This window comes from Curtobacterium sp. DN_7.5 (assembly GCF_022655355.1).
Taxonomy (GTDB): domain Bacteria; phylum Actinomycetota; class Actinomycetes; order Actinomycetales; family Microbacteriaceae; genus Curtobacterium; species Curtobacterium luteum.
This window is the reverse complement of the sequence record NZ_CP093378.1, coordinates 1,446,797-1,471,190: the sequence shown is the minus strand read 5'-3', so window position 1 is coordinate 1,471,190 and position 24,394 is coordinate 1,446,797. Positions and strand designations below refer to the sequence as shown.

The following is a 24,394-nucleotide window of genomic DNA, read 5'->3' as shown; positions in this document are numbered from 1 at the left end:
GTGACGACACCCCGCACCGACCCTGCCGTGAGCCGGGAGAACGACCGCGAACGCGCGCTCTCCTGGCTCCGGCAGGTGTCGGGCGAACTCTCCACCGCGACCATCAAGCGGCTGGAGGACACGCTCCCCTGGTACAGCGAGATGCCCCCCGGCCGGCGCAGTGCAGTGGGGCTGGTGGCCCAGGCCGGCATCACGTCGTTCATCGGATGGCTCGAGGGCAGTTCCTCGACGCCGTGGATCGCCGCGGCCGACGTCTTCGGCTCCGCACCGCGGGAGCTCCTCCGCTCGGTGAGCCTGCAGCAGACCCTGCAGCTCATCCGGGTCGTCGTGACCGTGGTCGAGGAGCGGGCGAAGGACGACGAGATGCTGCAGGAGGCGATCCTGCAGTACTCGCGCGACATCGCGTTCGCGGCGGCCGACGTCTACGCGCGTGCGGCCGAGGCCCGCGGGCTCTGGGATGCCCGGCTCGAAGCGCTCGTCGTGGACTCGATCCTCTCCGGCGAGTACGACGACGAACTCCCCTCCCGCATCGCGGCGCTCGGGTGGCACGGCCACGGCGAGGTCGCTGTGCTGGTCGGCACGGCGCCGAAGCAGCTCGAGGTCGACCAGATCCGCCGCACCGCGCGGCACATGGACGCCGACGTGCTGATCGGGGTGCAGGGCTCGCGGCTGGTCGTCGTCATCGGTCGGGCGACCCCGCGCGACGACGTTCCCGAGGGTGAGGACCCCGTGTCCTTCACCGCGATCGCCCAGGCGCTCGAACCGTCGTTCGGCGAGGGCCACCTGGTGCTCGGCAACGAAGTGCCCGGTGTCGTCGACGCCTCCACGAGCGCGAAGGCCGCCCTGGCCGGCTTCGCGGTCGCTCGCGCCTGGCGCGGCGCCCCGCGTCCCGCGCTCGCGGACGACCTCCTGCCGGAGCGGGCCCTCGCCGGCGACCCGCTCGCCCGGTCGGCCCTCGTCCAGCGCATCTACGTGCCGCTGAAGGACCAGTCGACCGAGCTCCTGCAGACGCTGTGGTGCTACCTCGACACCGGGCGGTCGCTCGAGGCGACGGCACGCGAGCTCTTCGTGCACCCGAACACCGTCCGCTACCGGCTGCGGCGCGTGGCCGACATCATCGGGTGGGACGCCACGCACGCCCGGGACGCCCTCATCGTGCAGTCGGCGCTCATCCTCGGCGCGATGTCGGAGTCCGCATCCGGGCGACGGCGCCTGCCGCACCGTCGGTGACCCGAGCAACGCCCGGTCGCGCGTCGTTCGCATCGCAGGGTGTATGAGTTCGCACAATGTCGCGCGCGGTTTCGTGTGGGAAGCCCACACGGACCGCGCGCGCCCGGCCCGGCAGGATTGTCCGGTGATCGTCGTCGTCGCGCCCGGACAGGGCTCCCAGACCCCCGGCTTCCTCGCCCCCTGGCTCGAGGACTCCGCCGTCCGTGACCGTGTCGGAGCCTGGTCGGACGCCATCGGCGTCGACCTGGTCGCGCACGGCACCGTGTCGGACGCCGAGACGATCAAGGACACCGCGCTCGCGCAGCCGCTCATCGTCGCCGCGGGCCTGATCACCGCGGACGCCCTGCTCGCCGACGGCCGTCGTGGCCTGGTCGGGGGCGTGGCCGGCCACTCGGTGGGCGAGTTCACGGCGGCGGCCGTCGCCGGCGTCCTCGAGCCGACCGATGCCCTCACGCTGGTCGCAGAGCGCGGCCGGGCGATGGCCGACGCGGCAGCGCTCGAACCGACCTCGATGGCGGCCGTCCTCGGCGGCGACGCCGACGAGGTCGCTGCGGCACTCGAGTCGCGCGGGCTCGTCCCGGCGAACCACAACGGCGGCGGTCAGACCGTCGTCGCGGGCGCCGCGGACGCGATCACCGACCTCGCCGCGAACCCGCCGGCGAAGGCGCGCGTCGTGCCGCTCGCGGTGGCCGGCGCCTTCCACACCCGGTACATGGCCCCGGCGGTCGAGCGCGTCGCTCCCGTCGCGGCGGCCGCCACGGTGCAGGACCCCACGCTCCCGATCTGGACGAACGCCGACGGCTCCCGTGTCGACGACGGCCGACGCTTCGTCGACCTCATGGTCCAGCAGATCGCGAACCCCGTGCACTGGGACGCCGTGATGGAGTCGTTCTCCACCACGGGCGTCACGGGCATCATCGAACTGGCTCCGGCCGGTGCCCTCGTCGGCCTCGCCAAGCGCGGCCTCCGCGGCACGCCGACCGTGGCCATCAAGACCCCCGACGACCTGCCGGCAGCCATCGAGCTCCTGCAGGCCGCGACGACGGAAGCAGAGGCGACCGCGTGACGGACGCGACCAGCACCAACCCGACCGACAGCACCACCGACACCAGCGTGACGGACGCGACCCGCGCCTCCCGGCCGCTGCTCCAGCAGCGTCGCGGCCACGAGTTCACGCGCATCCTCGCGTTCGGCGCGGCCCGCGGCGAGAACGTCGTCCCGAACGACGATCTGGTCGGCCCGATCGACTCGTCCGACGAGTGGATCCGGCAGCGCACCGGCATCATCACGCGGAAGCGTGCCGGAGCCGGCACCGAGGCGGTCGACCTCGCCGAGACGGCCGCGCGGGAGGCGATCGAGAAGGCCGGCATCGAGCCGTCGCAGATCGGCGTCGTGCTCGTCAGCACCGTGACGCACACGGTCGCGACCCCGTCGATGGCGTCGCTCCTGGCCGAGCGGATCGGTGCGACCCCGGCCGCGGCGTACGACGTCAGCGCCGCGTGCGCCGGCTACGCGTACGGCATCGCCCAGGCCGACTCGTTCATCAAGTCCGGCCTCGCCGACCACGTGCTCGTGATCGGTGCGGAGAAGCTCAGCGACGTCGTCGACCCGACCGACCGCTCGATCTCGTTCCTCCTCGGCGACGGTGCGGGCGCCGCGGTGATCGGCCCGAGCGACTTCCCCGGCATCGCGCCGACGATCTGGGGCTCCGACGGCTCGAAGTGGGACGCGATCGGCATGACCGCGACCTACAACGAATGGGCTGCCGGCGCACCTCGTCCGACCATGCGACAGGCCGGTCAGACGGTCTTCCGCTGGGCGGTGTGGGAGATGGTCAAGGTCGCCCGCGAGGCGATCGAGGCCGCCGGCATCCGCCCCGAGGACCTCGCCGCGTTCGTGCCGCACCAGGCGAACATCCGGATCATCGACGAGTTCGCGAAGCAGCTCGGCCTGCCGGACACGGTGGCCATCGCGCGGGACATCACCACCACCGGCAACACGTCGGCAGCGAGCATCCCGCTCGCGACCCACCGACTGCTCGAGGAGCACCCCGAGCTGTCGGGCGGCCTCGCGCTGCAGATCGGCTTCGGTGCCGGTCTCGTCTTCGGCGCGCAGGTCGTCGTCCTCCCCTAGTCCCACACGGTCGTGCTCCGGCACGACCCCCACGGGGGTCGCTCCGCGATCCCCGGCCCGCCTCCGGGCACCCGCAGCGCGAGTGCCCTAGGCTGGTCCACGGTCAAACGACACCCCCTCAAGGAGAATCCCCATGGCCCTGTCCAACGAAGAAGTCCTCGCCGGCCTGGCCGAGCTGATCAACGACGAGACCGGCATCGCGACCGACACCGTCGCCGCTGACAAGTCGTTCACCGACGACCTCGACATCGACTCGATCTCGATGATGACCATCGTCGTGAACGCCGAAGAGAAGTTCGACGTGAAGATCCCGGACGAAGAGGTCAAGAACCTCAAGACCGTGGGCGACGCCGTCGACTACATCGTCAAGGCGCAGGCCTGACGCGAGCTTCCTGAGCGCCGCGGCCCCGGTTGACCAGCCGCGGGCCGCGGCGCTCATCTCGTCCACCTCCGGACCGACACAGCTCGGTCCACTCCGGCTCGACGTTCGTCGGGCCGAACCGGCTCCGTCCGGCTCCGCCACGAGCGGCCGGGCGTCCTCACGAAAGAACACGTCGTTCCATGACCAACAAGACCGTCGTCGTCACCGGGATCGGTGCCATCTCACCCCTCGCCGCGACCGCCCCGGAGACGTGGGAGGCGCTGCTGGCCGGGAAGTCCGGCATCACCCGCATCGAAGACCCCCGCTACGCGGAGCTCGAGCTCCCCGTCGAGTTCGCCGGCCAGGCGCGCCGCTTCGTCACCGACCAGCTCACCCGTCCGGAGACCAAGCGCCTCGACCCGTCGTCGCAGCTCTCCCTCATCGCCGCCCGTGAGGCGTGGGCCGACGCCGGCATCGACGCCGAGTCGGTCGTGCCCGAGCGCCTCATCGTCGACTGGGCGACCGGCATCGGCGGCGTCAACACGCTGCTCGACGCCTGGGACACCCTCCGGGAGAAGGGCCCGCGTCGCGTCATGCCGATGACGGTCCCGATGCTCATGGCCAACGGCCCCGCGGCCGCCATCGAGATGGAGTTCGGCGCGCGCGGCGGTGCCCGTACGTACCTCTCCGCCTGCGCCTCCTCGACCGAGTCCCTCGCCGAGGCCTACCGCCACGTCGCGACCGGCGAAGCGGACATCGTCATCGCCGGTGGCGCCGAGGCTGCCCTGCACCCGCTGCCGCTCGCCGCGTTCGCCGCCATGCAGGCCCTGTCGCGGCGCAACGACTCCCCCGAGACCGCTTCCCGGCCGTACGACGTCACGCGTGACGGCTTCGTGCTCGGTGACGGCGCCGCGGCGCTCATCCTCGAGACGAAGGAGCACGCCGAGGCCCGCGGAGCGACGATCTACGCCGAGGTCGCCGGCGCCGGCATCACCTCGGACGCGTTCCACATCACCGCCCCGGACCCCGAGGGCAGCGCGGCAGCCCGTGCGGTGCTCCAGGCGCTCGAGCACGCCGGCGCGTCCCGCGAGGACGTCGTCCACGTCAACGCGCACGCCACCTCGACCCCGGTGGGCGACGTCGCCGAGTACCACGCCATGCGCCGCGTGTTCGGCGACCACCTCGACGACGTCGTGGTCTCGGCCACGAAGGCGTCGACGGGCCACCTGCTCGGCGGTGCCGGCGCGATCGAGGCCGTGTTCACGGTCCTCGCGCTGCACAACCGGGTCGCGCCGCCGACGATCAACCTCACCGACCAGGACCCGGAGATCGTCATGGACGTGGCACGCGAGCCGCGCCAGCTACCGGACGGCGACCTGCTCGCGGTGAGCAACTCGTTCGGCTTCGGTGGCCACAACGCCGTGGTGGCGTTCCGCAACGTGTAGTCGCGTCGGGTGGGCGCGCCGCGTCCGATCCGGTCTGGAGGCCCGCCCCGCGTCGTCGGGGCGGGCCTCCGTCGGTTGCGTGGCCGGCCTGGTCGCGGGTGCCCGGGTGCCCGGGTGCCCGGGTGCCCGGGCGTCCGGGCGCCGAGACTCGCGCTGCGCGACACTGCTCGGGCTGTCCGGCGCGAGAACGGTCGCCCTGCGCGAGATTCGGGGCGGGTCCGCCGAGACTCGGGGCCGGCGGGACGACGAACGCCGCCGGGCACGGGGCCGGGCGGCGTTCGGCGGAGCGGAGGAAGGGCGTGCGGGCGACGGTCAGCCGACGCGGTGGAGCCAGACGACGGGGTTGCCCTCGGCGGCGTGGCGGAACGGCTCGAGCTCGTCGTCCCAGGCCTGGCCCAGGGCGAGCCGCAGCTCACGGTGGAGTTCGAGCGCGTTGCTGCCCGCGACCTCCATCGCGTAGCGGACGCGGTCCTCGGGGACGACCATGTTGCCGGTGACGTCGGTCTGCGCGTAGAAGACCCCGAGGTCGGGGGTGTGCATCCACCGGCCGCCGTCGGAGGCGCTCGTCGGCTCCTCGGTGACCTCGTACCGGAGGTGCTCCCACCCGCGCAGCGCCGAGGCGATCGCAGCGCCTGTCCCGACCGGACCGGTCCAGGTGAACTCGGTCCGCCGCGCGCCGTCCTGTGCGGGCTGGTCGAGCCACGAGAAGTTCACGGCACGATTCATGGCGCGACCAGCCGCCCATTCGACGTGCGGGCAGAGCGCGCGTGGAGCGGAGTGCACGTAGAGCACTCCGGCCGTCGTTCCGTTCACGATTCCTCCGATTCGTCAGGTGCGACTTCCCCATCGACCTGGACGAACGGCATCGCGTTCGGGAACCATCGGTATGCGATTGTGATGTCCTGCGGACACGCCCATTATGCAGCGTCACCGCTGGGAGCGCCAGGTCGGCGCCCGCTTCAGAGCAGAACCGCTCCGGATGCGTCCACGGGGTGCCGCTCCCCGGCGGTGATCGCGACCGGGACGCGGTTCTCCTCCGGCGGGATGGGGCATGCGAACTGGTAGGAGAACGCGCAGGGCGGGAGGACCGCTCGGTTCCAGTCGAGGACGACCTCGCCCGCTGCTCCAGGATCATCCAGGTACAGGAAACGGCCCATCGAGTAGGTGCTCGAGGGGTCGTCCTCCGGGAGCGCACTCGTGGCGTCCTGCACGATGAGCTGCAGCCGGGATGCGCCGCGGAACGCGGCCGAGCGCACGGCGACCAGCCGCACGGCGACGTCGGCGACGGTCGTGGCGACGATCCCGGCGACCAGGAGCGGGACGCCGGCCGCGTCGACGACGTCAGCCCGTGCCTCCAGGCCGTCGCCCACCGGTTCGAACCTGCCGGACGTGACCCAGTGGTCCTGCTCAGCGAAGCGGGCGATGTGGTCGAACCGGGTGACCGCCTCGGAGGCCGGGTCCCAGACCCGGAGCGTCCCGTCGGCGACGGTGCCGGCGAGGCCGTCCGGGAACGCGACGGTCGACGGCACCACCGCCTGGTCGCTCGCGACCAGGACTGTCCCGTCCACCGGGACGCCGTCGACGACGACCCCGTCGGCGACCGCCGCGGTGACCGTCAGGCCGCCCGGAGCGGGAGCCCAACGACCGGGCACGGGCCACACCGGCTGCTCGAGGTCGACGCGCTGTGCGTTCATGAGCGCGAGCGGTCCGCGGGCACTCCTGGCCCAGCGGTCCCGCTCGGCGACGTGGTCGGGGAAGGTCGTCATGCCTGGTCTTGGCGTGGGTAGATGACCTTCTGCACGATGATGATGAGCGACGCGGCGATGGGCACCGCGACGAGCGCACCGAGGACGCCGCCGATCGTCCCGCCGGCGACCGCGGCGATGACGACCAGCGCCCCCGGGACCTGGACCGCCCGCGACATGATGCGGGGCGAGATGACGTACGCCTCGACCTGCATGTAGACGAGGTAGTAGATCGCTGCCGCGAGGGCCGTGGCCGGCGAGGCGAAGAAGCAGAGCAGCGAGATGACGATCGCGGCGCTCAGCGTCCCGACGAGCGGGATGAGCGAGCCGAGGAACGCGAACGACGCCAGCAGCGCGGGCAACGGTGCGCCGATGATGAGCAGGAAGAAGAAGCTCAGGATGCCGTTGATGAGCGCCTGTGAGATCTGCCCGACGACGTACCGGCCGACCGCCTGCGTGATCTGCTCGCTGACGTCCACGAAGTTCTCCCGCCGAGAGGCCGGGACGAAGCGGTACGTCATCGACTTCAGCCCGCGCATCGACGCGAGGAAGTAGAGCATGAGGATCAGGACGATGAGGGCGCCGGTCAGCCCGGAGAGGATGCCGCCGCCGACCGCGAGGATGCCACCGCCGAGGTTGAGCAGGTTGCCCGGGTCCTCGGCGAAGGACTGGACCGACTGCAGGGCGTGCTGCACGTCGAACGCCCCGCCCAGCTGCTTCGACAGGTCCTGGAACCAGTCCTGCCGGGAGATGTCCTGGATGATCCCCGGGAAGTTCTGGATGAGGTTCGTGGCCTGTTCGACGAGGATCGGCACGACCGCGAAGATCACGCCGACGAAGGCCGCGAGCACCGCGACCACCACCGCGAGGATCGCCGACCACCGCGGGATCAGGCGTTCGAGGAACGAGACGAGCGGGTCGATGCCGAGCGCCAGGAACAGCGCGACGCCGATGTAGACGAGGACCGTGCTCAGTTCGCGGAGGACGGTGCCGGCCACGATGGCCACGAGGACGCCGATGGCACCCATGAACCCGATGCGGAACGCGTTGACGCGCACGCCGGTGCCACCACGGGTCACCTCGAACGTGACGTTCGGCGTCGGGCCGAGCGGGTCGTGGTCGTGGGGCTTGCGCTTGGGGAGCTGCACGGTGGCGGGCCTCGTCTCGCGGACTCGCCCGAACCGGGTTCGGATCGGGCATGGCGGGCCGTGCCTGAAGCGTCCTGCTCGGACCCGCGTCACATCGTAGGGCGGGCGGGACTCGAACCCGCGGATCGTTCGGTTATGAGCCGACTGCCTTGACCAGCTTGGCTACCGCCCCTCGCCGGGGCCGTCAGGCCACCGGCTCCCCACGATACAGCGCCTCGAACGTCGAGAGGGTGCGGTTGATGTCGTGTGGCTGGATCATCTCGAGACTCCGCTGCCGCATGGCCACGTAGTCCTCGTCCGACGCCGTGAGCACCTCGGTGAGCTTGGCGGCGAGGTCGTGCTCGTCGCCGGGGCGGAACAGGAACCCGTTGCCGTCGACCAGGTGCGGGAGGGCCATCGAGTCGGCCGCCACCACGGGCAAGCCGGACGCCATGCCTTCGAGCGACGAGATGCTCTGCAGCTCGGCAGTGGACGGCATCGCGAAGACGGTGGCGTTCGTGAGCGCGGTCCGCTTGTCCTCGTCGGACACGAATCCGGCGAAGCGCACGCGGTCCTCGAGTCCGAGCTCCCGGGCGAGCGCGGTGAGCTTCGGGATCATCTCGCCGCCGCCGACGACGGTGAGGTGCGCGTGGAGTTCCGGCGGCAGGAGCGGGAGCGCACGGACGAGGACGTCGAGGTTCTTCTCCGGCGCGACACGGCCGACGAAGACGATCTCGTTGTTCACCGGGCGCCCCTCGCGGGCGACGTACCGGGACACGTCGAGGCCGCACGAGATGGCGAGCACCCGCTGGCCGGCGATGGCCTCGCGCAGGTAGTCGGCCGCGAGGTTCGTCGGCGTCGTGATCGCGTCCGCGATGCGGTAGGTCTTCGCGGCGTCGCGCCACGCGATCTTGATCGCGGTCGGGATGATCCACTTGCTCAGCGGCACGTAGTCGAGCAGGTTCTCCGGCATGAAGTGGTTCGTCGCCACGACCCGGATGCCGCGGTCGTGCGCCTCGCGGGCGACACCGCGTCCGACCACGATGTGGGACTGGATGTGGACCACGTCGGGCCGGACGGCGTCGAAGATCGGCGCGGTGAGCTTCCGGACGCTCCACGGCCACACGAACCGGAGCCACGCGTGGGTCGGCCACTTGTAGGACTTCAGGCGGTGCACGACGAGTTGCACGCCGCGGTGCTCCTCCTCGAAGCTGCCGTGGTGCCTGGAGAAGGCCGGGGCGACGACGTGGACCTCGTGGCCGCGCTCGGCGAGGCCGACCGCGAGCTGTTCGGCGAAGGTCGCGGCGCCGTTGACGTCCGGCGGGAAGGTGTCCGCGGCGATGAGGACCCGCAGCGGTCGGCGTTCGCCCGTCGCACCCGTCGACGAGGCGGTGGCGGTGGTGGCATCTGCTGACACGTGGGGTGATGTCCTCTCGTGGGCGGTGTCCGGTCGGACTGGAACGCTACCGCACACGCTCCGCGTCGGGCGTCCGCCTCGCGGCTGAGGAACCGGCGGCTCAGGAGCGCGACTGCGGGTGGTGCTTGGCGAGGAGGAACACCCCGGTGATCGCGATCGCCGCCGCCACGACGAAGCCGAGCACCGCCCCGACCGGCGCGCCCGTGGCCTCGTCGAGGACGATCACGCCGATGCCGACCGCGACGATCGGGTCGATCACGGTGAGCCCGGCGATGACGAGGTCGGCCGAGCCGCTCGAGTAGGCGTTCTGCACGAAGTACCCGCCGAGCGACGCCGCGACGACCACGCCGACGATCGCCACGACGGTCAGCCAGTCGAACGTCCCGTTGAGCAGGCGGTTCAGCACGACCTTCGCGAGCGTCGCGACGAAGCCGTAGAGCACCCCGGCCCCGACGATGTAGTACAGCGCGTTGCGGTGCGTCGCGACGAAGCGGAACGACACCAGCACGAGCGCGAGCACGACCGCGAGGATCACGAGCACCGTGATGAGCTGCTCGCGCGTGATGGCGCTCTCTCGACCGACGAAGGCCGCGATGCCGACGAAGATGCCGACGCCGATGATGCAGGTCCACACGGCGCGCTTGGCCCGGCGACCGAGCGGCACCCCGCTCGCGCGGGAGGAGAACCACGTGGTGATGACGAGCGCCACCGCCCCGAGCGGCTGCACGACGATCAGGGGTGCGTTCGCGATGCTGAACAGCTGCAGCACCACCGCCGCGCCGAGCATGATCGTCCCGAGCACCCAGTAGCCGCTCGACAGCAGCCCGAGCACGTGCCTGACGCTGAGGCCCTTCGACTGGCGGCCGAGCCTCGCCTCGACCCGTTGGACGCCCCAGCTCTGGAACTGTGCGCCGAGGGAGAGGAACACCGCCCCGAGCAGTGCGACGGGGATCATGAGCGCCTGGAACGGGGTCAGGTTGCTGACCGCGTCGGGGAGCGGGAGGTCCGTCGTCACGCGTCGAGGCTACCGGTCGTCGCCGGATAACCTGGGTGAATGGCCGTCCTCCCGATCCGCATCACCGGTGAACCCGTCCTCCACGAGCGCGCGGCGGAGGTGACCGAGTTCGACGACGGACTGCGTGAGCTGGTGGCGGACATGTTCGAGACGATGGACCTGGCCCCGGGTGTCGGGCTGGCGGGTCCGCAGGTCGGCGTCGGCAAGCGGGTCTTCGTCTACTCATGGACCGATGATGCCGACGTCCTGCACCGCGGCGCGGCGGTGAACCCCGTCCTGTGGACGACTCCCCCGGTGCCCGAGTCCGTGGAGGAACTGGACGAGGACGACGAGTCCGAGGGCTGCCTCTCCGTGCCCGGCGAGCGGTTCCCGCTGCGGCGGTCGGAGGGTGCGCTGCTCCGCGCCCAGGACGAGCACGGGCAGCCGTTCGAGGTCGAAGCGCACGGCTGGCTCGCGCGGATCTTCCAGCACGAGTACGACCACCTCGACGGCTACCTCTACGCGGACCGGCTCGTCCACCCCTACGGCAAGCAGGTCGCGAAGGCGATCCGGAAGAACAGCTGGGGTGGCCCGGGTCACTCCTGGCTGCCCGGGCGGGACCACCCAGAGGGCTGACGCCCGCTCCGTCCGCGGTCCGGCGCGGGAAGCGACCGGCGAGGGCTGCGTCCAGCGGACGAACCGCCCGGCGAGCACCGCGTCCAGCGTCGGCGGTCGCGCTCCTGTCAAGATGGCGGAGTTCGCGACCAGGAGGGCGTCATGCATCACCACCGGATCCACGTCGTGCGGATCGCCGCGCTGGTAGCCGTGGGCGCTGCAGCGGTCTTCGTCGCGTTCTGGCGGCTGGGCCGGGCGACGGTGGTCAACGATGAGTTCGTCTACGTCCGAGCCGGCTGGGCGTACGTGCACGGTGACGTGAGCTTGAACCTCGAGCACCCGCCGTTCGCGAAGTACCTCTACGGGGTCGCACAGCTCGTCGCAGGGCAGGGCGTGCTCGGTCCCAGGGTCGTGGCAGCGGTCGCGGTGCTCGGGACCGGCGCCGTCCTGTTCGTCTGGCTCCGCAGGGAGACCGGGTTCTGGACCGCACTGGTGGCCGCTGGCGGATGGTGGCTCACGCCGCGAGGATCCGGCTCCGCTTGGGCCACGACAGGGTCGAACATCGGCGCGCGCATCGATCGCTTCGCCATGCTCGAACCGATCATGGTCTTCTTCGCGGTCGCCGCCTTGGCCGCTGGGTGGACCTGGATGCGCACCGGCCACCGCCGCTGGATCGCCCTCGCAGGAGCCATGCTGGCGCTCTCCGTGACGTCGAAGGTCTCGACCTCGGTGCTGGTGCTGGCGATCGCAGCCCTTCCGCTGCTCTTCCGCCGCCCCCGGGACCTGATCGTGGGCGCCGTGTTCGGCGGGATCGCCTTCGTCGTCGTGTTCGTCGTCGTGTACCTCCCGGTGGGACTCTTCACGGCGATCGGCTACATGCTGCGCTTCCAGGGCCGTCAGAACCAGCACGGGCATCCCATCACCATCGGCGGAACGATCTGGCCGGAAGCCCCGTGGTGGGCGAACTTCGCGTTCCTCGCGCAGGGCACCGGGTGGTTCCTGCTCACGGTGCTGCTCATCGGGGTCCTCGCCGCACTCGTCCTCCGCCCGAGCCGTCTGGTGGCGTTCCTGGCGATCGCCCTCGGCGTCTTCCTCGTCTTCTACATCCTGGTCGCGAACGTCTCGCTGCCGTACTACTACGACGCGTGGATGCCGTTCGTCATCGCGCTGGCGGCGATCGGGTACGGCCGACTCGCTGCGTCGCGTTCGCCCGTCGTCCGTGTCGTCGGAGTCACACTCGTCGCTGCCCTGCTCGTCCCCGTCGCTGTGCTCGGCAAGGCGGTGGCGACAACCCGGCCGAGCGGGATCGCCCTGCTCGACGAAGCGCTCACGGTCCGCGGCGAGGACACGGACAACGTGCTCTTCGCGAGGTTCAGCGCGAACACCTGGCGGATCTACTTCCCCGAGCGAGGCACGATGAAGCCGCAGAACGGCCCGTTCAGTGCCATCGTCGTCGGTGAGGACGACCGCAGGACGATGCCTCGGCAGGTGCGGACGTTCCTCTCGGAGTCGAGCGGACAGCTCGAGCACTTCCGGGTCGACTACCTCGACGTCTACATCGCGAAGCAGGGGACGATCGAGGACAACAACCGGGACGGCACGCTCCTCATCGAGCGCGGATGACGGAAGCGACGCGGGGCGTCGCACCCGTTCGAGGGAGCGGGACTCGGAGGTGCGGCTCAGCTGCGGTACGTCGCCAACGCCTCGCGCAGTCGCTCGTGCTCCGGGTGTCCGGGGCAGTAGGCGAGGAGGCCGGCGGCGATGTCAGCTGCCCTCGCTTCGGTCACCGGGCGCACCCAGGCACCGGCTCCGCGGACGGCGCACCCCGCGGCGAGCTCGTCGAGCGCCGCGGCGCCCCGGGCGGCTCGTACCGCGGCGGCCTGTTGCGTGGAGAGAACGCTGCCCGTCGTCCGGAACGCGGTGCACTCCGCGCGGCGGTCTTCCCACACGGCGGAGTACGTCGTGTACGTCTCCGTCCCGGCACCGGAGCCGGTACGACAGGTGAACGCGAACATGATCGGTGCACTCCCGGTCACCGTGCCCACTCCGGCCGAACCCGCTGAGGAGTCCTCTGGCGTCGGATCCGACGACGTGCAGCCCTGCAGCAGTGCGCCCGTCGCGACGACGACCGTCACGGCGAGGATGAGGCTGGGCATGCGCACCTGAGAACGCTAACAGGCTCGTGCTCCACGCGCGCTTGAAGAAGGCGGGGAAGACTCCGAGCCATGGACCACCGAAGACGCGGAGAACCCGGGGATGCGGAGAGCCCGGGGACGCGAAGAATCCGGGGACGCAAAAGACCCCCACCGCGAACGGTGGGGGTCTGACGCTCCCCGAGTTGGACTCGAACCAACAACCTGCCGGTTAACAGCCGGCTGCTCTGCCAATTGAGCTATCGAGGATCAGTTGCTCTGCTGAACAACGGGTAACAGCATAGCAGCACCCGGAGCCCGCTCACCGCATCGTCGCCGCACCCCGGGCGTGGCGGTTCAGTAGCCCGCCACCGGGTCCACGACCCCGACGAACCCCTCCCCGTCGCCACGGAGGAACGCCGTGGTGTTCGCACGCACCCGCTCGGCGAGCAGCGGGGCGACCATCTCGGGGGTGTCGGCCTGGTGCGGGGTGATGACCGCCCCGGGCTCGTCCCAGAGCGGGTGCCCGTCCGGGAGCGGCTCGGGATCGGTGACGTCGAGGCCCGCTGCGGCGATCGTGCCCTCGCGGAGGGCGGTGACGAGCGCGTCGGTGTCGACCAGGCCGCCGCGGGCGATGTTCACGAGCCGGGCCGAGGGCTTCATGAGGCCGAACTGCCGGGCGCCGAGGAGCTTCGCCGTGCCCGAGGTCATGGCGGCGGCGATCATCACGACGTCGGCGTCCGGCAGGACCTCGTCGAGCCGGTCGGTCGTGACGGTACGGTCGGCGCCCTCGACGGGCGAGGACGAGCGCCGGACGACCGTCACGGTGACGTCGAACGGGGCGAGCAGCCGGATGTACTCGAGCGCGATGCCGCCGGCGCCGATGACCAGGACGTTCCGCCCGTAGAGCGACACGCCCTCGGGCTCGGTCGCCCACGACGTCGCTCGCGCGCGCTTCTGGAGCACTCGGAGCGTGCCGAGGGTGAGTGCGAGGGCGTGCTCGGCCACCGGCTCCGCGTACGCGCCCTTCGCGGAGGTGAACAGCACCCGGTCGCCGTGCGCCGCGATGAGCCCGGCGAAGGCGTCGACGCCGGCGAACGGGAGCTGGACCCAGCCGACCGAGGGTGCCGTGTCGAGGGCCCGCGCGAGTCCGTCCGGGTCGCGCGGGTCGAGCCAGACGATGCCGCGGGTGTCCTCGCCCACGGCGGACACGGTGCCGCCGGCGTCCCGCACGGCCGCGACGTGGAGGTCGGCGGGCGACGGCAGGATCGCGACCGGACCGGCGGTCGGCGGGGCCACCGGCAGCGGTGCGCCGTGGTCGGTCACGACGGCTCGGTGTCCTCGCGTGCCGGCCGGGGTCGGGGCTGCGGTCTCGGCGCTCATGCCTGCTCCTGTCGGTCGGTGCGGGGTCCGGTCCCGGCAGCGGCCACCGGACGACGGGGCGCGGAGGACCGGCGGGGAGCGGCCGGTGCGGCAGCGGCAGCGGCACCGCCGGCCGGACGACGCTTGACCGGGCGCGCCGCGGTGGCGGCGAGGGTCTTCACGTAGGGGTCGACCGGGTTGTCGAGCACGTCGTCGAAAGTACCGAGGCCGACCAGGCGGCCGTCGGCCATCACGGCGACGCGGTCGGCGAGTGCCCTGGCCTCGCGGAGGTCGCTCGACACCACGATCGCCGAGAACTGGCGGTTCCGCTGGAGGTTCGCGAGCGCTTCGAGCACCGACTGCCGCACCAGGACGTCGACGCCACGAGCCGGTTCGTCGGCGACGAGCAGCTGTGGCTCGAGGATGAGCGCCCGAGCCAGCGCGACGCGCTGCCGCTGCCCGCTCGAGAGCTCCCACGTGTTGAGACGCATCGACCCGAGCGGCAGGTGCACGGCGTCGAGCAGCCGGGCGACCATGAGCCCGGCCTCCTTCCGGCCGAAGCGACGGTCGCGGACGTAGATGGGCTCCGCGACGGCCTCGCCGACGGTGAGGTCGGGGCTGAGGCGGTCGGCGGCGTCCTGCGGCAGGTAGCCGATCCGGCCGCTGAGTCGTTCGAGCTTGCGGGACGATGCCCGGAGCCCGCGGGTCCTCTGGCCGAGGACGGTCAGCTCCCCGCCGACGATCTGGCGACGGTACGCGCCCTCGCCCTCCCCGTGCGCGCCGAGCTGACCGGCGATCGCCGCCGCGAGGGTGGACTTGCCGGAGCCGGACTCACCGAGGACCGCGAGGATCTCGCCCTGCCGGAGCGACAGGCTCACGCCGTCGACGGCGCGGATCGGCTCCCCCGCTCGTCCGCTCCGGTACTCGATCGAGACGTCGTCTGCGACGACCGCCGGTCCGTTCACCGCGATCATGGGTCCCCTTCCACGCCGCCCCCTGGCGGCGGTCCGCGCGGCGACGTGGGAGGTCGTCGCCGCGTGTGCACGGCACCGGAGGCGACCGCCTGGAGGCGCGAGGTGCGTCGACGACGCGGGTCGCGCCTCCAGGCCGGTCCGGTCGGGTCAGGACCCGACGCGCTCCAGTTCCTCCAGCGTACGCCGTCGCTCGGCCTGTTCCGCCGGGTCCGGCACGGGGAGCGACGCGAGCAGCCGCTGCGTGTAGGGGTGCTGCGGCGCGCCGAGGACCTGCGCCGTCGTGCCCGTCTCGACCAGGTCGCCCCGGTAGAGCACGGCGATCCGGTCGGAGAGCGCCCCGACGACCGCGAGGTCGTGGCTGATGAACAGCGACGCGAACCCGAGGTCCTGCTGGAGCTCGAGGAAGAGCTCCAGCACGCGGGCCTGCACCGACACGTCGAGCGCACTCGTCGGCTCGTCCGCGATGAGCAGCTTCGGCCGGAGCGCGAGCGACCGGGCGAGCGACGCACGCTGACGCTGCCCACCGGAGAGCTCGTGCGGGTAGCGGTCGCCGTACGCGGCGGGCAGCTGGACGGCCTCGAGCAACTCGTCGACCCGCTTGCGCGCGGCCCGGGGGCTCCGGACCTCGCCGTGCACGACGAGCGGTTCGGCCACGCACTCCGCGATCGTGAGCAGCGGGTTGAACGACGTCGCCGGATCCTGGAAGACGAACCCGATGTCCTTCCGATGCCGCTTGAAGTCGCGCTCACGGTACCCGAGCATCTCGGTGCCGAGGACGTTCAGCGAGCCGCCGGTCACACGGGTGAGGCCGGCGATCGCCCGGCCGATGGTGGTCTTGCCCGAGCCGGACTCCCCCACGAGGCCGAGGACCTCGCCGGGGCGGATCGCGAGGTCGACGCCCTTCACGGCCCTGAAGGCGTGGGACCCGAGGCGTCCGGGGTACTCGATCTCGAGGCCCCGCGCCGACACCAGCGGCTCGACGTCCTCGGAGATCGCCGCCCGGCGCGCCGAGCCGGTCGACGCCTCGAGCCGGGGCACGGCGGCGAGCAGGCGCTTCGTGTAGTCGGCCTGCGGCGCCGCGAAGAGCTCGCGGACCGGGGCCTCCTCGACGATCTCGCCCTGGTACATCACGGCGACGCGGTCGGCCAGGTCGGCCACCACGCCCATGTTGTGCGTGATGATCACGATCGCGGCGCCGAACTCGTCGCGGCAGCGCCGGAGGAGGTCGAGGATCTCCGCCTGCACCGTCACGTCGAGCGCGGTCGTCGGCTCGTCGGCGATGATGACGCTCGGCTCGAGGGCCAGCGCGCTCGCGATCACGACGCGCTGCTTCTGCCCGCCGGAGAACTGGTGCGGGTAGTGGTCGACCCGCGTCTCGGGGTCGGGGATCCCGACACGGCGGAGGTAGTCGATCGCCTTGGCCCGGGCCTCCTTCTTGGAGACGCCGCCGTGGGCGCGGAGCCCCTCGGCGATCTGCCATCCGACCGTGAAGACCGGGTTCAGCGCGGTCGACGGCTCCTGGAAGACCATCGCACCGGCGGTGCCGCGGAGCTCGCGGAGCTTGCCCGCGCCGACGCTGATCACGTCGGTGCCGTCGAGGTACACCGCGCCGCCGAGGGTGGCGGTCTCCGGCATGAGCCGGAGCATGCTCCTGGCGGTGACGGACTTGCCGGAGCCGGACTCGCCGACGAGGGCGAGGACCTCGCCGGGTCGCACGTCGATGCTGACGCCCTTGACGGCGTCGACGGCACCGTTGTCGGTGGCGAACGTCACGGTCAGGTCGTCGACGACGGCCACCGCCTCGGTCGTCGTGTCGCCGGCCTGGAGGCGCTTGGTCGCGCCCGGCTGGCCGGTCACGTCGGACTGGCCGGTCACGTCGGACTGGCCGCTTGCGCTGGGTCGGTTCGTCGCGTCCGTCATGCTGCTGCTCCTTCCGTGCCGGCCGCCTGCTTGCGCGACACCAGCTGCTTCAAGCGACGGCGAGCACGCAGACGGGGGTCGGAGATGTCGTTGAGGCTCTCTCCGATGAAGGTCACACCGAGCACGAGCACGACGATCGCCACACCGGGGAAGACGCCCGTCCACCAGATGCCCGACGCCACGTCGGACAGCGCGCGGCTGAGGTCGTAGCCCCACTCGGCGCCGGAGGTCGGGCCGATGCCGAAGCCGAGGAAGCCGAGGCCCGCCAGCGTCAGGATCGCGTCGCTCGCGTTCAGCGTCAGGATGAGCGGCAGGCTCCGCGTGGAGTTCCGGAGCACGTGCCGGGTCATGATCCGCCACGGGTTCGTGCCGACGACGCGTGCCGACTCGACGAACGCCTCGTTCTTGAGGCGCACCGCCTCCGCGCGGACCACGCGGAAGTACTGCGGCACGTACACGACGGTGATCGAGATGGCCGCCGCGATGATGCCGCCCGAGTAGCTCGAGTTGCCGCCGGAGACGACGATCGAGAGCACGATCGCGAGCAGCAGCGACGGGAAGGCGTAGATCGCGTCGGCGACCACCACGAGGACCCGGTCGAGCCAGCCGCCGAGGTAGCCGGAGACCATGCCGAGGATGACGCCGATCGTGATCGACACGACGACCGCGACGATGACCACGAGCACCGCGGTCCGGGCGCCGTAGACGGTGCGGCTGAACACGTCGAACCCGCCGACCGTGGTGCCCCAGATGTGCTCCGAGCTCGGGGCCGCGGTGCGCGGGAAGCCCTGGCCGTCGGCGGACTGCAGCTGGCCGAAGCCGTACGGAGCGATGAGCGGTGCGGCGATCGCGACGACGAGGTACAGGGCGCAGATGACCACGCCGGTGACGAGCATGGCGCGCTGCCAGCCGGTGCTCCTGCGGAGCTGGACGACCACGGGCAGGCGCTTCCACAGCGGCTCGTGGCGGTCGACGAGGGCGGTGTCGGCCATCGCTAGAACCTCACTCTCGGGTCGATGAGCGCGGCGACGACGTCGACGACGAAGTTCGTCACCGCGACGATCACCGCGAGCATCGCGACGATGCCCTGGACCGCGACGAAGTCGCGGGCCGACAGGTACTGGTTGAGCTCGAAGCCGAGCCCGCGCCACCCGAAGGTGGTCTCGGTCAGGACGGAACCACCGAGGAGCATGGCGATCTGGAGTCCCATGACCGTGATGATCGGCACGAGGGCGGGACGGAACGCGTGCGTCCGGACGAGCCGCGCCTCCCGGACGCCGCGCGAGCGGGCCGCGTCGACGTACTCGGAGCCGAGCGAACCGATCATGTTGGCGCGCACCAGGCGGAGGAAGATGCCGGCGGTGAGCAGCCCGAGCGTCAGCGCGGGCAGGACGGCGTGCGCGAGCACGTCCCCGATGATCTGCGCGTTGCCGGTGCGGAGCGCGTCGACGATGTAGATGCCGGTGGCGCCGGGGATGTTGTCGAGGACGAGGCTGACCCGCGTCGACGCACGGTCGCCGAGCGGCAGCCAGCCGAGCCAGACCGAGAACACGAGCTTGAGCAGCAGGCCGCCGAAGAACACGGGGGTCGCGTACGTCAGGATCGCGAGAGCCCGGAAGAGCACGTCCGGCCACTTGTCGCGGACGTAGGCGGCGAGCATGCCGAGCGGGATGCCGAGGACGAGCGCCACGATGAGCGCGTAGAAGACCAGCTCGGCCGTCGCGCCGCCGTACTGCAGGATGATCTCGGTGATCGGCCGGTGGTCGGTCGACGTCTCGCCGAAGTTCAACCGGACGATGTTGCCGAGGTACTCGAAGTACTGCACGAGCACGGGGCGGTCGTACCCGGCGGCGTGCAGGCGCTCCTGCAGCTGGTCGGGCGTCAGACGGCCGCCGACGGACGCGGTGATCGGGTTCCCGATGACGCGCATCAGGAAGAACACGAGCGTCACGAGGATGAACACGGTCGGGAAGATCAGGAGGAATCTGACGAGGACGTACCGGCCGAGACCGCCACCGCCGCCCCGGGCACGACGTTGTGCCTGCGGCTTGGTGGGTTCGGTCTCGATCGCCTCGGGGTTCGTGAGGGTCACGGGTGGGGTGCCTTTCGGGACGTGGTCAGGGGGCGCTCCGGTCGGGAGCGCCCCCTGGGGTCACATCGGTGTTACTCGGAGAGGGTCGCTGTCACTTGGAGAGGGTCGCGTAGCGGAACTTGAAGGACGCGTCGAGGGTCAGGCCCTTGACGTCCTTGCCGGCCACGGCGATCGACTTGCCCTGGAGGAGCGGCAGGGTCGAGATCTGCTCGGCCTCCTGCTGCTGCGCCTGCTCGATGAGGTCCGCGCGCTTGGACGCGTCCGACTCGGCCTGCTCCTCGGCGATGAGCTTCTGGATCGTCGGGTCGTCGTAGTGGTTCTGCACGAAGTTGTCCTTCGTGAAGAACGGCGACAGGTAGTTGTCCGCGTCCGAGAAGTCCGGGAACCAGCCGAGCTGGTACACGGGGTAGGCGTCCTTCGTGCGGTCGACCGCGTACGTCGTGTAGACCGTCGACTGGATGTTCACGGTGAACAGGCCCGAGTTCTCGAGCTGCGTCTTGAGCTCGGCGTACTCGTCGTCCGAGGTCGAGCCGTAGTGGTCCGGCGCGTACTGGATGTCGAGCTGCACCTTGCCGGAGACACCGGCGTCGGACAGGGTCTTCTTCGCCTTGTCCACGTCGGCGCCGCCGTTGCCGTCACCGTAGAGCGTCTTGAACGGGGTCGCCGCACCGGTGAGGCCGTCCGGGACCATCGAGTAGACCGGCGAGTACGTGTTGTTGTACACGTCCTTCGCGAGCTTCTCGCGGTCGACGACGTCCGCGACCGCCTGGCGGACCGCGAGGGCCTTCGCCTCGTCGGCGTCGGACTGGCCGGTGCCGAACGGCTGCGTCTTGAAGTTGAAGACGAGGTAGCGGATCTCGCCACCGGGGCCGTCGGTGACCTTGACGTTGTCGTCCTTGCGCAGGTCGGCGATGTCGGTCGGCGTCAGCGAGCGGTACGCCACGTCGACGTCGCCCTGCTGCACGGCGAGCTTGAGGTCGGTCTCCTTGGTGTAGTAGCTGGCGGTGACCTCGTCGGTCTTCGCCTTGCCCAGGAGGCCGTCGTACTCCTTGTTCGCCTTGTACTGGATCGTGTCGTTCTCCTTGTACGAGGTGATCTCGTACTGCCCGGCGAACGCCTTGCCCTTGACGATGTCCGCCGCGGGGGTGAGCTTGTCGGCGGAGAAGACCTGCTCGTCGACGATCGGACCGGCCGGGCTCGAGAGCACCTGCGGCCAGGTCTGGTCGGCGTGGTCGAGGTGGAACACGACCGTGGTGTCGTCCGGGGTGTCGATGCTCTTGAGGTTGGCGAGCAGGGACTGCGGGCCGTTCTCGTTGTTGATCTTGAGCTCGCGGTCGAACGAGAACTTCACGTCGCTCGACGTGAGGTCGTGGCCGTTCGCGAACTTCAGCCCCTTCTTGAGCGTCACCTCGTACGTGGTGTCGTTCGTGAACTCGCCCTTGGTCGCGATGTCCGGCTTGACGTCCGGGCTGCCGACGGGGGTGTTCATCAGGAACGGGAACACCTGGTTCTGCACGGCGAAGGAGCCGTTGTCGTACGAGCCGGCCGGGTCGAGCGACGTGATCTTGTCGGTCGTGCCGATCGTCAGGCCGTTCAGGTCGGTGGACGACACGCTGCTGCTCGCGCAGCCGGTCAGCACCAGCGCCGTCGCTGCTGCCCCGGCGCCGAGCGCGATGCCGCGCTTGCCCCACTTGGTGACGGATGCCATGTCCGTGTACCTCTCTGGTGATGATTGCAGGAGTCCTGACCGGCGGGTGGAACGACTGTGTGCCCGGTCAGGAACGCTCATTGGTACCACCCTGTCACGGAAGTCAGCGAACTGAGGGCGATTTGTTTACACCGCTGTAATGCGGCGCCGCGCCGCGTGGCGCATGATGTCGCCGGTCGGTCTCGGCGTGTCGTGCACGATCGTTGCGTCGGGCAACATCGGGCGTCGGAGGGGGCGGGGCGGGGGCGACTCGGCTGATGGTTGGGTGGGCGGTCGCGACTCCCCGCTCAGTTCCGCCCGCCGGTCACGAACTGTCGCCTGGCGCGCGCGGGGTCACGACTCCCCGCTCAGCTCCGCCCACCGGTCACGAACTGTCACCTGGCGCGCGCGGGACCGACCGTTCGTGACCGCCCGGCGTCGCGGCGGCGGGGAGTCGCGACCCCCGGGCGGGCAGGACCGGGGGCGCGGCGCCGGGCGCGGCGCCGGTCCCGTCGTTGGTCGCACGACATGCCGTGCTCGTCCCGCGCTGGTCGCACGACGTGCCGCCCGCCACACGCACGCCCGACACCTCCTGCGACCAGGAGCGACTCGACGGCGGCGTGCCGGGCGTGGCGGGCGGTCACGACTCCCCGCTCATCTCCGGCTGTCGGTCACGAACTGTCGCCTGGCGCGCGCGGGACCGACCGTTCGTGACCGCCCGGCGTCGCGGCGGCGGGGAGTCGTGACCGGCCGGCGGGCGGGAAGGACCGGGGGCGCGGCGCCGGTCCCGTCGTTGGTCGCACGACATGCCGTGCTCGTTCCGCGCTGGTCGCACGACGTTCCGCCCGCCACACGCACGCCCGACATCTCCTGCGACCGACCGTGACCGCGAGCCGAGCCCCGCCCGCGAACAGCCGTCCGCCCAGGTCCGCCCGGGTCCGCCCGCTCAGCGCTGGCCGGCCGCCCGGGGCCGCCCGCTCAGCGCTGGCTGGCAGCGGCCGCAGCAGCCTCGGAGTCCGCCCGCAACCGCATCCGCTGCGCGTCGATGTCCACGAGCTGCCGCTGGATCTCCGCACGACGGTCGGCCTGCTCGTGCGGGTCGGCCCGCTGCAGCTGCCCGAGCAACGACGCCTTGCGTGCGAGCAGGTCGCGCTCGACGAGGGCGACGACGATGCTCCGGCAGTAGAGCGCGAGGTCTTCGTCGGTGCGGGCGGGGATCGGCGACAGCGCAAGCTCCTGCACCAGACCGCGGAGCGGCATCGGCACGTCGGTGAGCAGCCGGTCGAGCCAGTCCCCCGCGCCGACCGCGTCGACGTTCGCGACGACGGCGTCACGGACGACGGCGAGCATCGGCGCCGAGAACGTGGCCGCCGCTGCGAGGCCGAGCAGTGGCGCACCGACGTGCCCGGGCTGCTGCACCATCGCCATCACGGCGTCGCGCTCCATGCGGGTGATCGGGTCGTTCGGCAGTGACCGGAGTCCGGCCACCGGCTCGTCCGCGGGGGCGACCAGCTCGCCACCGGGACCGGCCTGCGCGACCGGCACCGTGCCTCCAGACCGATCGTCCTGCGCCCCGCGCGCTCGCTGGCGAGCGTTCTCGACCGCGCGACGGACCTCGGGGATGTCGAGACCGAGCCAGCCGGCGAGCTCGCGCACGTAGCCCTGCGTGAGCGAACGGTCGCGGATGGTCGCGAGCACGGGCGCCGCGGCGCGGAGGGCACCGACACGGCCCTCGACCGTCTCGAGGTCGTGCCCGTCGAGGGTCCGGCGGATCATGAACTCGAACATCGGGCGCTTGTTCGTGACCAGGCGACGGATGGCGTCGTCGCCGCGCGCGAGCCGGAGGTCGCACGGGTCGAGGCCGTCGGGCGCCACCGCGACGAAGGTCTGGGCGGCGAACCGCTGCTCCTCGGCGAACGCCCGCGAGGCGGCACGCTGCCCCGCCTCGTCCGGGTCGAAGGTGAAGACGACCTCGCCGTTGGCGTTCGGGTCGGCGCCGCTGACGTCGCCGAGCATCGGCCGGAGCACCTTGATGTGGTCGACGCCGAACGAGGTGCCGCACGTGGCGACCGCGGTGGTCACGCCGGCGAGGTGGCACGCCATGACGTCCGTGTAGCCCTCGACGATGACGACCTGCTTCTGCTTCGAGATGTCGCGCCGGGCGAGGTCGATCCCGTAGAGCACCTGGCTCTTGTGGTAGATCGGCGTCTCGGGGGTGTTGAGGTACTTCGGGCCCTTGTCGTCGTCGAGGAGCCGCCGCGCACCGAAGCCGATCGTCGCCCCGGTGACGTCGCGGATCGGCCACATCAGGCGTCCGCGGAAGCGGTCGTACGGCGAGCGGTCGCCCTGGCTCACGAGCCCGGCGCTCGTGAGCTCCTCGAGCGTGAAGCCGCGACCGCGCAGGTGGTCCTTGAGCGCGTCGTAGGACTTCGGGGCGAACCCGACGCCGAAGTGCTGAGCCGCCCCCGGGTCGAACCCGCGCTCCCCCAGGAACCGCCGCGCGGGGTCGGCCGCGGCGGTCGTCAGCTGCGCGGTGAAGAACTCGAGCGCGGCCTCGTTCGCCGCGATGAGCCGGGCACGCGTGTTGTAGTCGGTGCGGGGGCCGTCGCCCTCCTCGTAGTGGAGGGTGTACCCGATCTTCGCCGCCATGCGCTCGACGGCCTCGGCGAAGGTGGTGTGGTCCTGCGCCATGATGAAGCTGAAGACGTCGCCGTCCTCGCCGCACCCGAAGCAGTGGTAGCGGCCGACCTGAGGCCGGACGTGGAACGACGGAGAGCGCTCGTCGTGGAACGGGCAGAGACCCTTCATCGAGCCGACGCCCGCGTGCTTCAGCGTGACGTAGTCGCCGACGACGTCCGCGATGTTGACACGCGAGCGGACCTCGTCGATGTCGTTCCGCGCGATCCTGCCAGCCACCCCTCGATCCTAGTTCGTGCGACCGACCCCCGTTGGCCGTCGGTCCGTCTGTGGACGGGCCACCTGCCTGGAGGCGCGGTGCAGGACCGGCGCGCTCCGCACCCCCGGTGCGTGGTCGCGTCGTGGTTGCGTCGTGGCGGTCGCGGCGACTGCCGTGGGCCTTCGGTGCGAGGTTCCACACATGGTGACCGCCCTTGCGCGTCGCACCGTGCGGGAATCCTCGCACCAAGCGCTGGCGCGCGCC

20 protein-coding genes and 2 tRNA genes are annotated in these 24,394 nt (G+C 71.3%); 7 read left to right on the top strand and 15 right to left on the bottom strand.

What is annotated here, in order from left to right:
- The first annotated feature begins 27 nt into the window (after positions 1–27).
- From MON03_RS06815 to fabF, 5 genes are all read left to right on the top strand, one after another.
- Positions 28–1,230, top strand: a complete 1,203-nt coding sequence (locus MON03_RS06815) for a PucR family transcriptional regulator (RefSeq protein ID WP_175327797.1) — start codon at positions 28–30, stop codon at positions 1,228–1,230.
- A 124-nt stretch (positions 1,231–1,354) separates the two neighbouring features.
- Positions 1,355–2,296: an ACP S-malonyltransferase gene (locus MON03_RS06810; RefSeq protein WP_242091218.1), complete on the top strand. Its 942-nt coding sequence runs from the start codon at positions 1,355–1,357 to the stop codon at positions 2,294–2,296.
- A 47-nt stretch (positions 2,297–2,343) separates the two neighbouring features.
- Positions 2,344–3,363: a beta-ketoacyl-ACP synthase III gene (locus MON03_RS06805; protein ID WP_175327825.1), complete on the top strand. Its 1,020-nt coding sequence runs from the start codon at positions 2,344–2,346 to the stop codon at positions 3,361–3,363.
- A 133-nt stretch (positions 3,364–3,496) separates the two neighbouring features.
- The gene (locus tag MON03_RS06800; RefSeq protein ID WP_022903951.1) at positions 3,497–3,745 is read left to right on the top strand and encodes an acyl carrier protein; all 249 of its coding nucleotides are present in this window, start codon (positions 3,497–3,499) and stop codon (positions 3,743–3,745) included.
- Positions 3,746–3,924: 179 nt separating this feature from the next.
- On the top strand, positions 3,925–5,169 hold the full coding sequence (gene fabF / locus MON03_RS06795) for a beta-ketoacyl-ACP synthase II (RefSeq protein ID WP_175327796.1): 1,245 nt from the start codon (positions 3,925–3,927) through the stop codon (positions 5,167–5,169).
- Positions 5,170–5,481: 312 nt separating this feature from the next.
- Here the strand turns inward: fabF and MON03_RS06790 are convergent, their stop codons facing one another.
- The 6 genes from MON03_RS06790 to MON03_RS06765 all read right to left on the bottom strand — a co-directional run bounded on the left by MON03_RS06790 (position 5,482) and on the right by MON03_RS06765 (position 10,473).
- Positions 5,482–5,961: a DUF3145 domain-containing protein gene (locus MON03_RS06790; RefSeq protein WP_502798697.1), complete on the bottom strand. Its 480-nt coding sequence runs from the start codon at positions 5,959–5,961 to the stop codon at positions 5,482–5,484.
- Between the two features lie 167 nt (positions 5,962–6,128).
- Positions 6,129–6,935 (bottom strand): DUF1684 domain-containing protein, encoded by an 807-nt coding sequence (locus MON03_RS06785; protein WP_242091217.1) that lies wholly within the window; start codon positions 6,933–6,935, stop codon positions 6,129–6,131.
- A complete protein-coding gene (locus MON03_RS06780; protein WP_022903954.1) occupies positions 6,932–8,062 on the bottom strand; it encodes an AI-2E family transporter in 1,131 nt (376 codons plus the stop codon). The genes MON03_RS06785 and MON03_RS06780 overlap by 4 nt, the downstream gene beginning before the upstream one ends.
- Positions 8,063–8,159: 97 nt before the next feature.
- Positions 8,160–8,234 (bottom strand) — tRNA-Ile (locus MON03_RS06775).
- A 12-nt stretch (positions 8,235–8,246) separates the two neighbouring features.
- Positions 8,247–9,458, bottom strand: coding sequence for a glycosyltransferase (locus MON03_RS06770; RefSeq protein ID WP_242091216.1), 1,212 nt, complete (start codon positions 9,456–9,458; stop codon positions 8,247–8,249).
- 100 nt (positions 9,459–9,558) lie between these two features.
- A complete protein-coding gene (locus MON03_RS06765) occupies positions 9,559–10,473 on the bottom strand; it encodes a multidrug DMT transporter permease (protein WP_242091215.1) in 915 nt (304 codons plus the stop codon).
- 39 nt (positions 10,474–10,512) lie between these two features.
- Between MON03_RS06765 and def the strand changes: the two genes are divergently transcribed.
- Positions 10,513–11,088: a peptide deformylase gene (def, locus tag MON03_RS06760; protein ID WP_175328614.1), complete on the top strand. Its 576-nt coding sequence runs from the start codon at positions 10,513–10,515 to the stop codon at positions 11,086–11,088.
- Positions 11,089–11,229: 141 nt separating this feature from the next.
- Positions 11,230–12,690, top strand: a complete 1,461-nt coding sequence (locus MON03_RS06755) for an ArnT family glycosyltransferase (RefSeq protein WP_242091214.1) — start codon at positions 11,230–11,232, stop codon at positions 12,688–12,690.
- A gap of 56 nt (positions 12,691–12,746) precedes the next feature.
- Here the strand turns inward: MON03_RS06755 and MON03_RS06750 are convergent, their stop codons facing one another.
- From MON03_RS06750 to dnaG, 9 genes are all read right to left on the bottom strand, one after another.
- The gene (locus MON03_RS06750; protein ID WP_022903545.1) at positions 12,747–13,223 is read right to left on the bottom strand and encodes a hypothetical protein; all 477 of its coding nucleotides are present in this window, start codon (positions 13,221–13,223) and stop codon (positions 12,747–12,749) included.
- A 173-nt stretch (positions 13,224–13,396) separates the two neighbouring features.
- Positions 13,397–13,469 (bottom strand) — tRNA-Asn (locus MON03_RS06745).
- Positions 13,470–13,556: 87 nt separating this feature from the next.
- On the bottom strand, positions 13,557–14,582 hold the full coding sequence (locus MON03_RS06740) for a D-isomer specific 2-hydroxyacid dehydrogenase family protein (RefSeq protein ID WP_242091213.1): 1,026 nt from the start codon (positions 14,580–14,582) through the stop codon (positions 13,557–13,559).
- Positions 14,579–15,535 (bottom strand): ATP-binding cassette domain-containing protein, encoded by a 957-nt coding sequence (locus MON03_RS06735; RefSeq protein WP_022903547.1) that lies wholly within the window; start codon positions 15,533–15,535, stop codon positions 14,579–14,581. Before MON03_RS06735 ends, MON03_RS06740 begins: the two co-directional genes overlap by 4 nt.
- Positions 15,536–15,682: 147 nt before the next feature.
- The gene (locus MON03_RS06730) at positions 15,683–17,455 is read right to left on the bottom strand and encodes an ABC transporter ATP-binding protein (protein WP_022903548.1); all 1,773 of its coding nucleotides are present in this window, start codon (positions 17,453–17,455) and stop codon (positions 15,683–15,685) included.
- Positions 17,452–18,447, bottom strand: a complete 996-nt coding sequence (locus MON03_RS06725) for an ABC transporter permease (RefSeq protein WP_242091210.1) — start codon at positions 18,445–18,447, stop codon at positions 17,452–17,454. Before MON03_RS06725 ends, MON03_RS06730 begins: the two co-directional genes overlap by 4 nt.
- A gap of 2 nt (positions 18,448–18,449) precedes the next feature.
- Positions 18,450–19,547: an ABC transporter permease gene (locus tag MON03_RS06720; RefSeq protein WP_022903550.1), complete on the bottom strand. Its 1,098-nt coding sequence runs from the start codon at positions 19,545–19,547 to the stop codon at positions 18,450–18,452.
- A gap of 91 nt (positions 19,548–19,638) precedes the next feature.
- Positions 19,639–21,255, bottom strand: a complete 1,617-nt coding sequence (locus MON03_RS06715) for an ABC transporter substrate-binding protein (protein WP_022903551.1) — start codon at positions 21,253–21,255, stop codon at positions 19,639–19,641.
- Positions 21,256–22,212: 957 nt separating this feature from the next.
- Entirely contained in the window at positions 22,213–24,150 is a 1,938-nt protein-coding gene (gene dnaG, locus MON03_RS06710) for a DNA primase (protein WP_242091208.1), read from the bottom strand.
- Positions 24,151–24,394 lie beyond the last annotated feature (244 nt).

Bases quoted from the DNA above. Each gene is read 5' to 3' on its own strand.
- MON03_RS06800 (WP_022903951.1), top strand. From the start codon at position 3,497: ATGGCCCTGTCCAACGAAGAAGTCCTCGCCGGCCTGGCCGAGCTGATC.
- fabF (WP_175327796.1), top strand. From the start codon at position 3,925: ATGACCAACAAGACCGTCGTCGTCACCGGGATCGGTGCCATCTCACCC.
- MON03_RS06785 (WP_242091217.1), bottom strand. From the start codon at position 6,935: ATGACGACCTTCCCCGACCACGTCGCCGAGCGGGACCGCTGGGCCAGG.
- def (WP_175328614.1), top strand. From the start codon at position 10,513: ATGGCCGTCCTCCCGATCCGCATCACCGGTGAACCCGTCCTCCACGAG.
- MON03_RS06755 (WP_242091214.1), top strand. From the start codon at position 11,230: ATGCATCACCACCGGATCCACGTCGTGCGGATCGCCGCGCTGGTAGCC.
- MON03_RS06750 (WP_022903545.1), bottom strand. From the start codon at position 13,223: ATGCCCAGCCTCATCCTCGCCGTGACGGTCGTCGTCGCGACGGGCGCA.
- MON03_RS06740 (WP_242091213.1), bottom strand. From the start codon at position 14,582: ATGAGCGCCGAGACCGCAGCCCCGACCCCGGCCGGCACGCGAGGACAC.
- MON03_RS06735 (WP_022903547.1), bottom strand. From the start codon at position 15,535: ATGATCGCGGTGAACGGACCGGCGGTCGTCGCAGACGACGTCTCGATC.
- MON03_RS06730 (WP_022903548.1), bottom strand. From the start codon at position 17,455: ATGACGGACGCGACGAACCGACCCAGCGCAAGCGGCCAGTCCGACGTG.
- MON03_RS06725 (WP_242091210.1), bottom strand. From the start codon at position 18,447: ATGGCCGACACCGCCCTCGTCGACCGCCACGAGCCGCTGTGGAAGCGC.
- MON03_RS06715 (WP_022903551.1), bottom strand. From the start codon at position 21,255: ATGGCATCCGTCACCAAGTGGGGCAAGCGCGGCATCGCGCTCGGCGCC.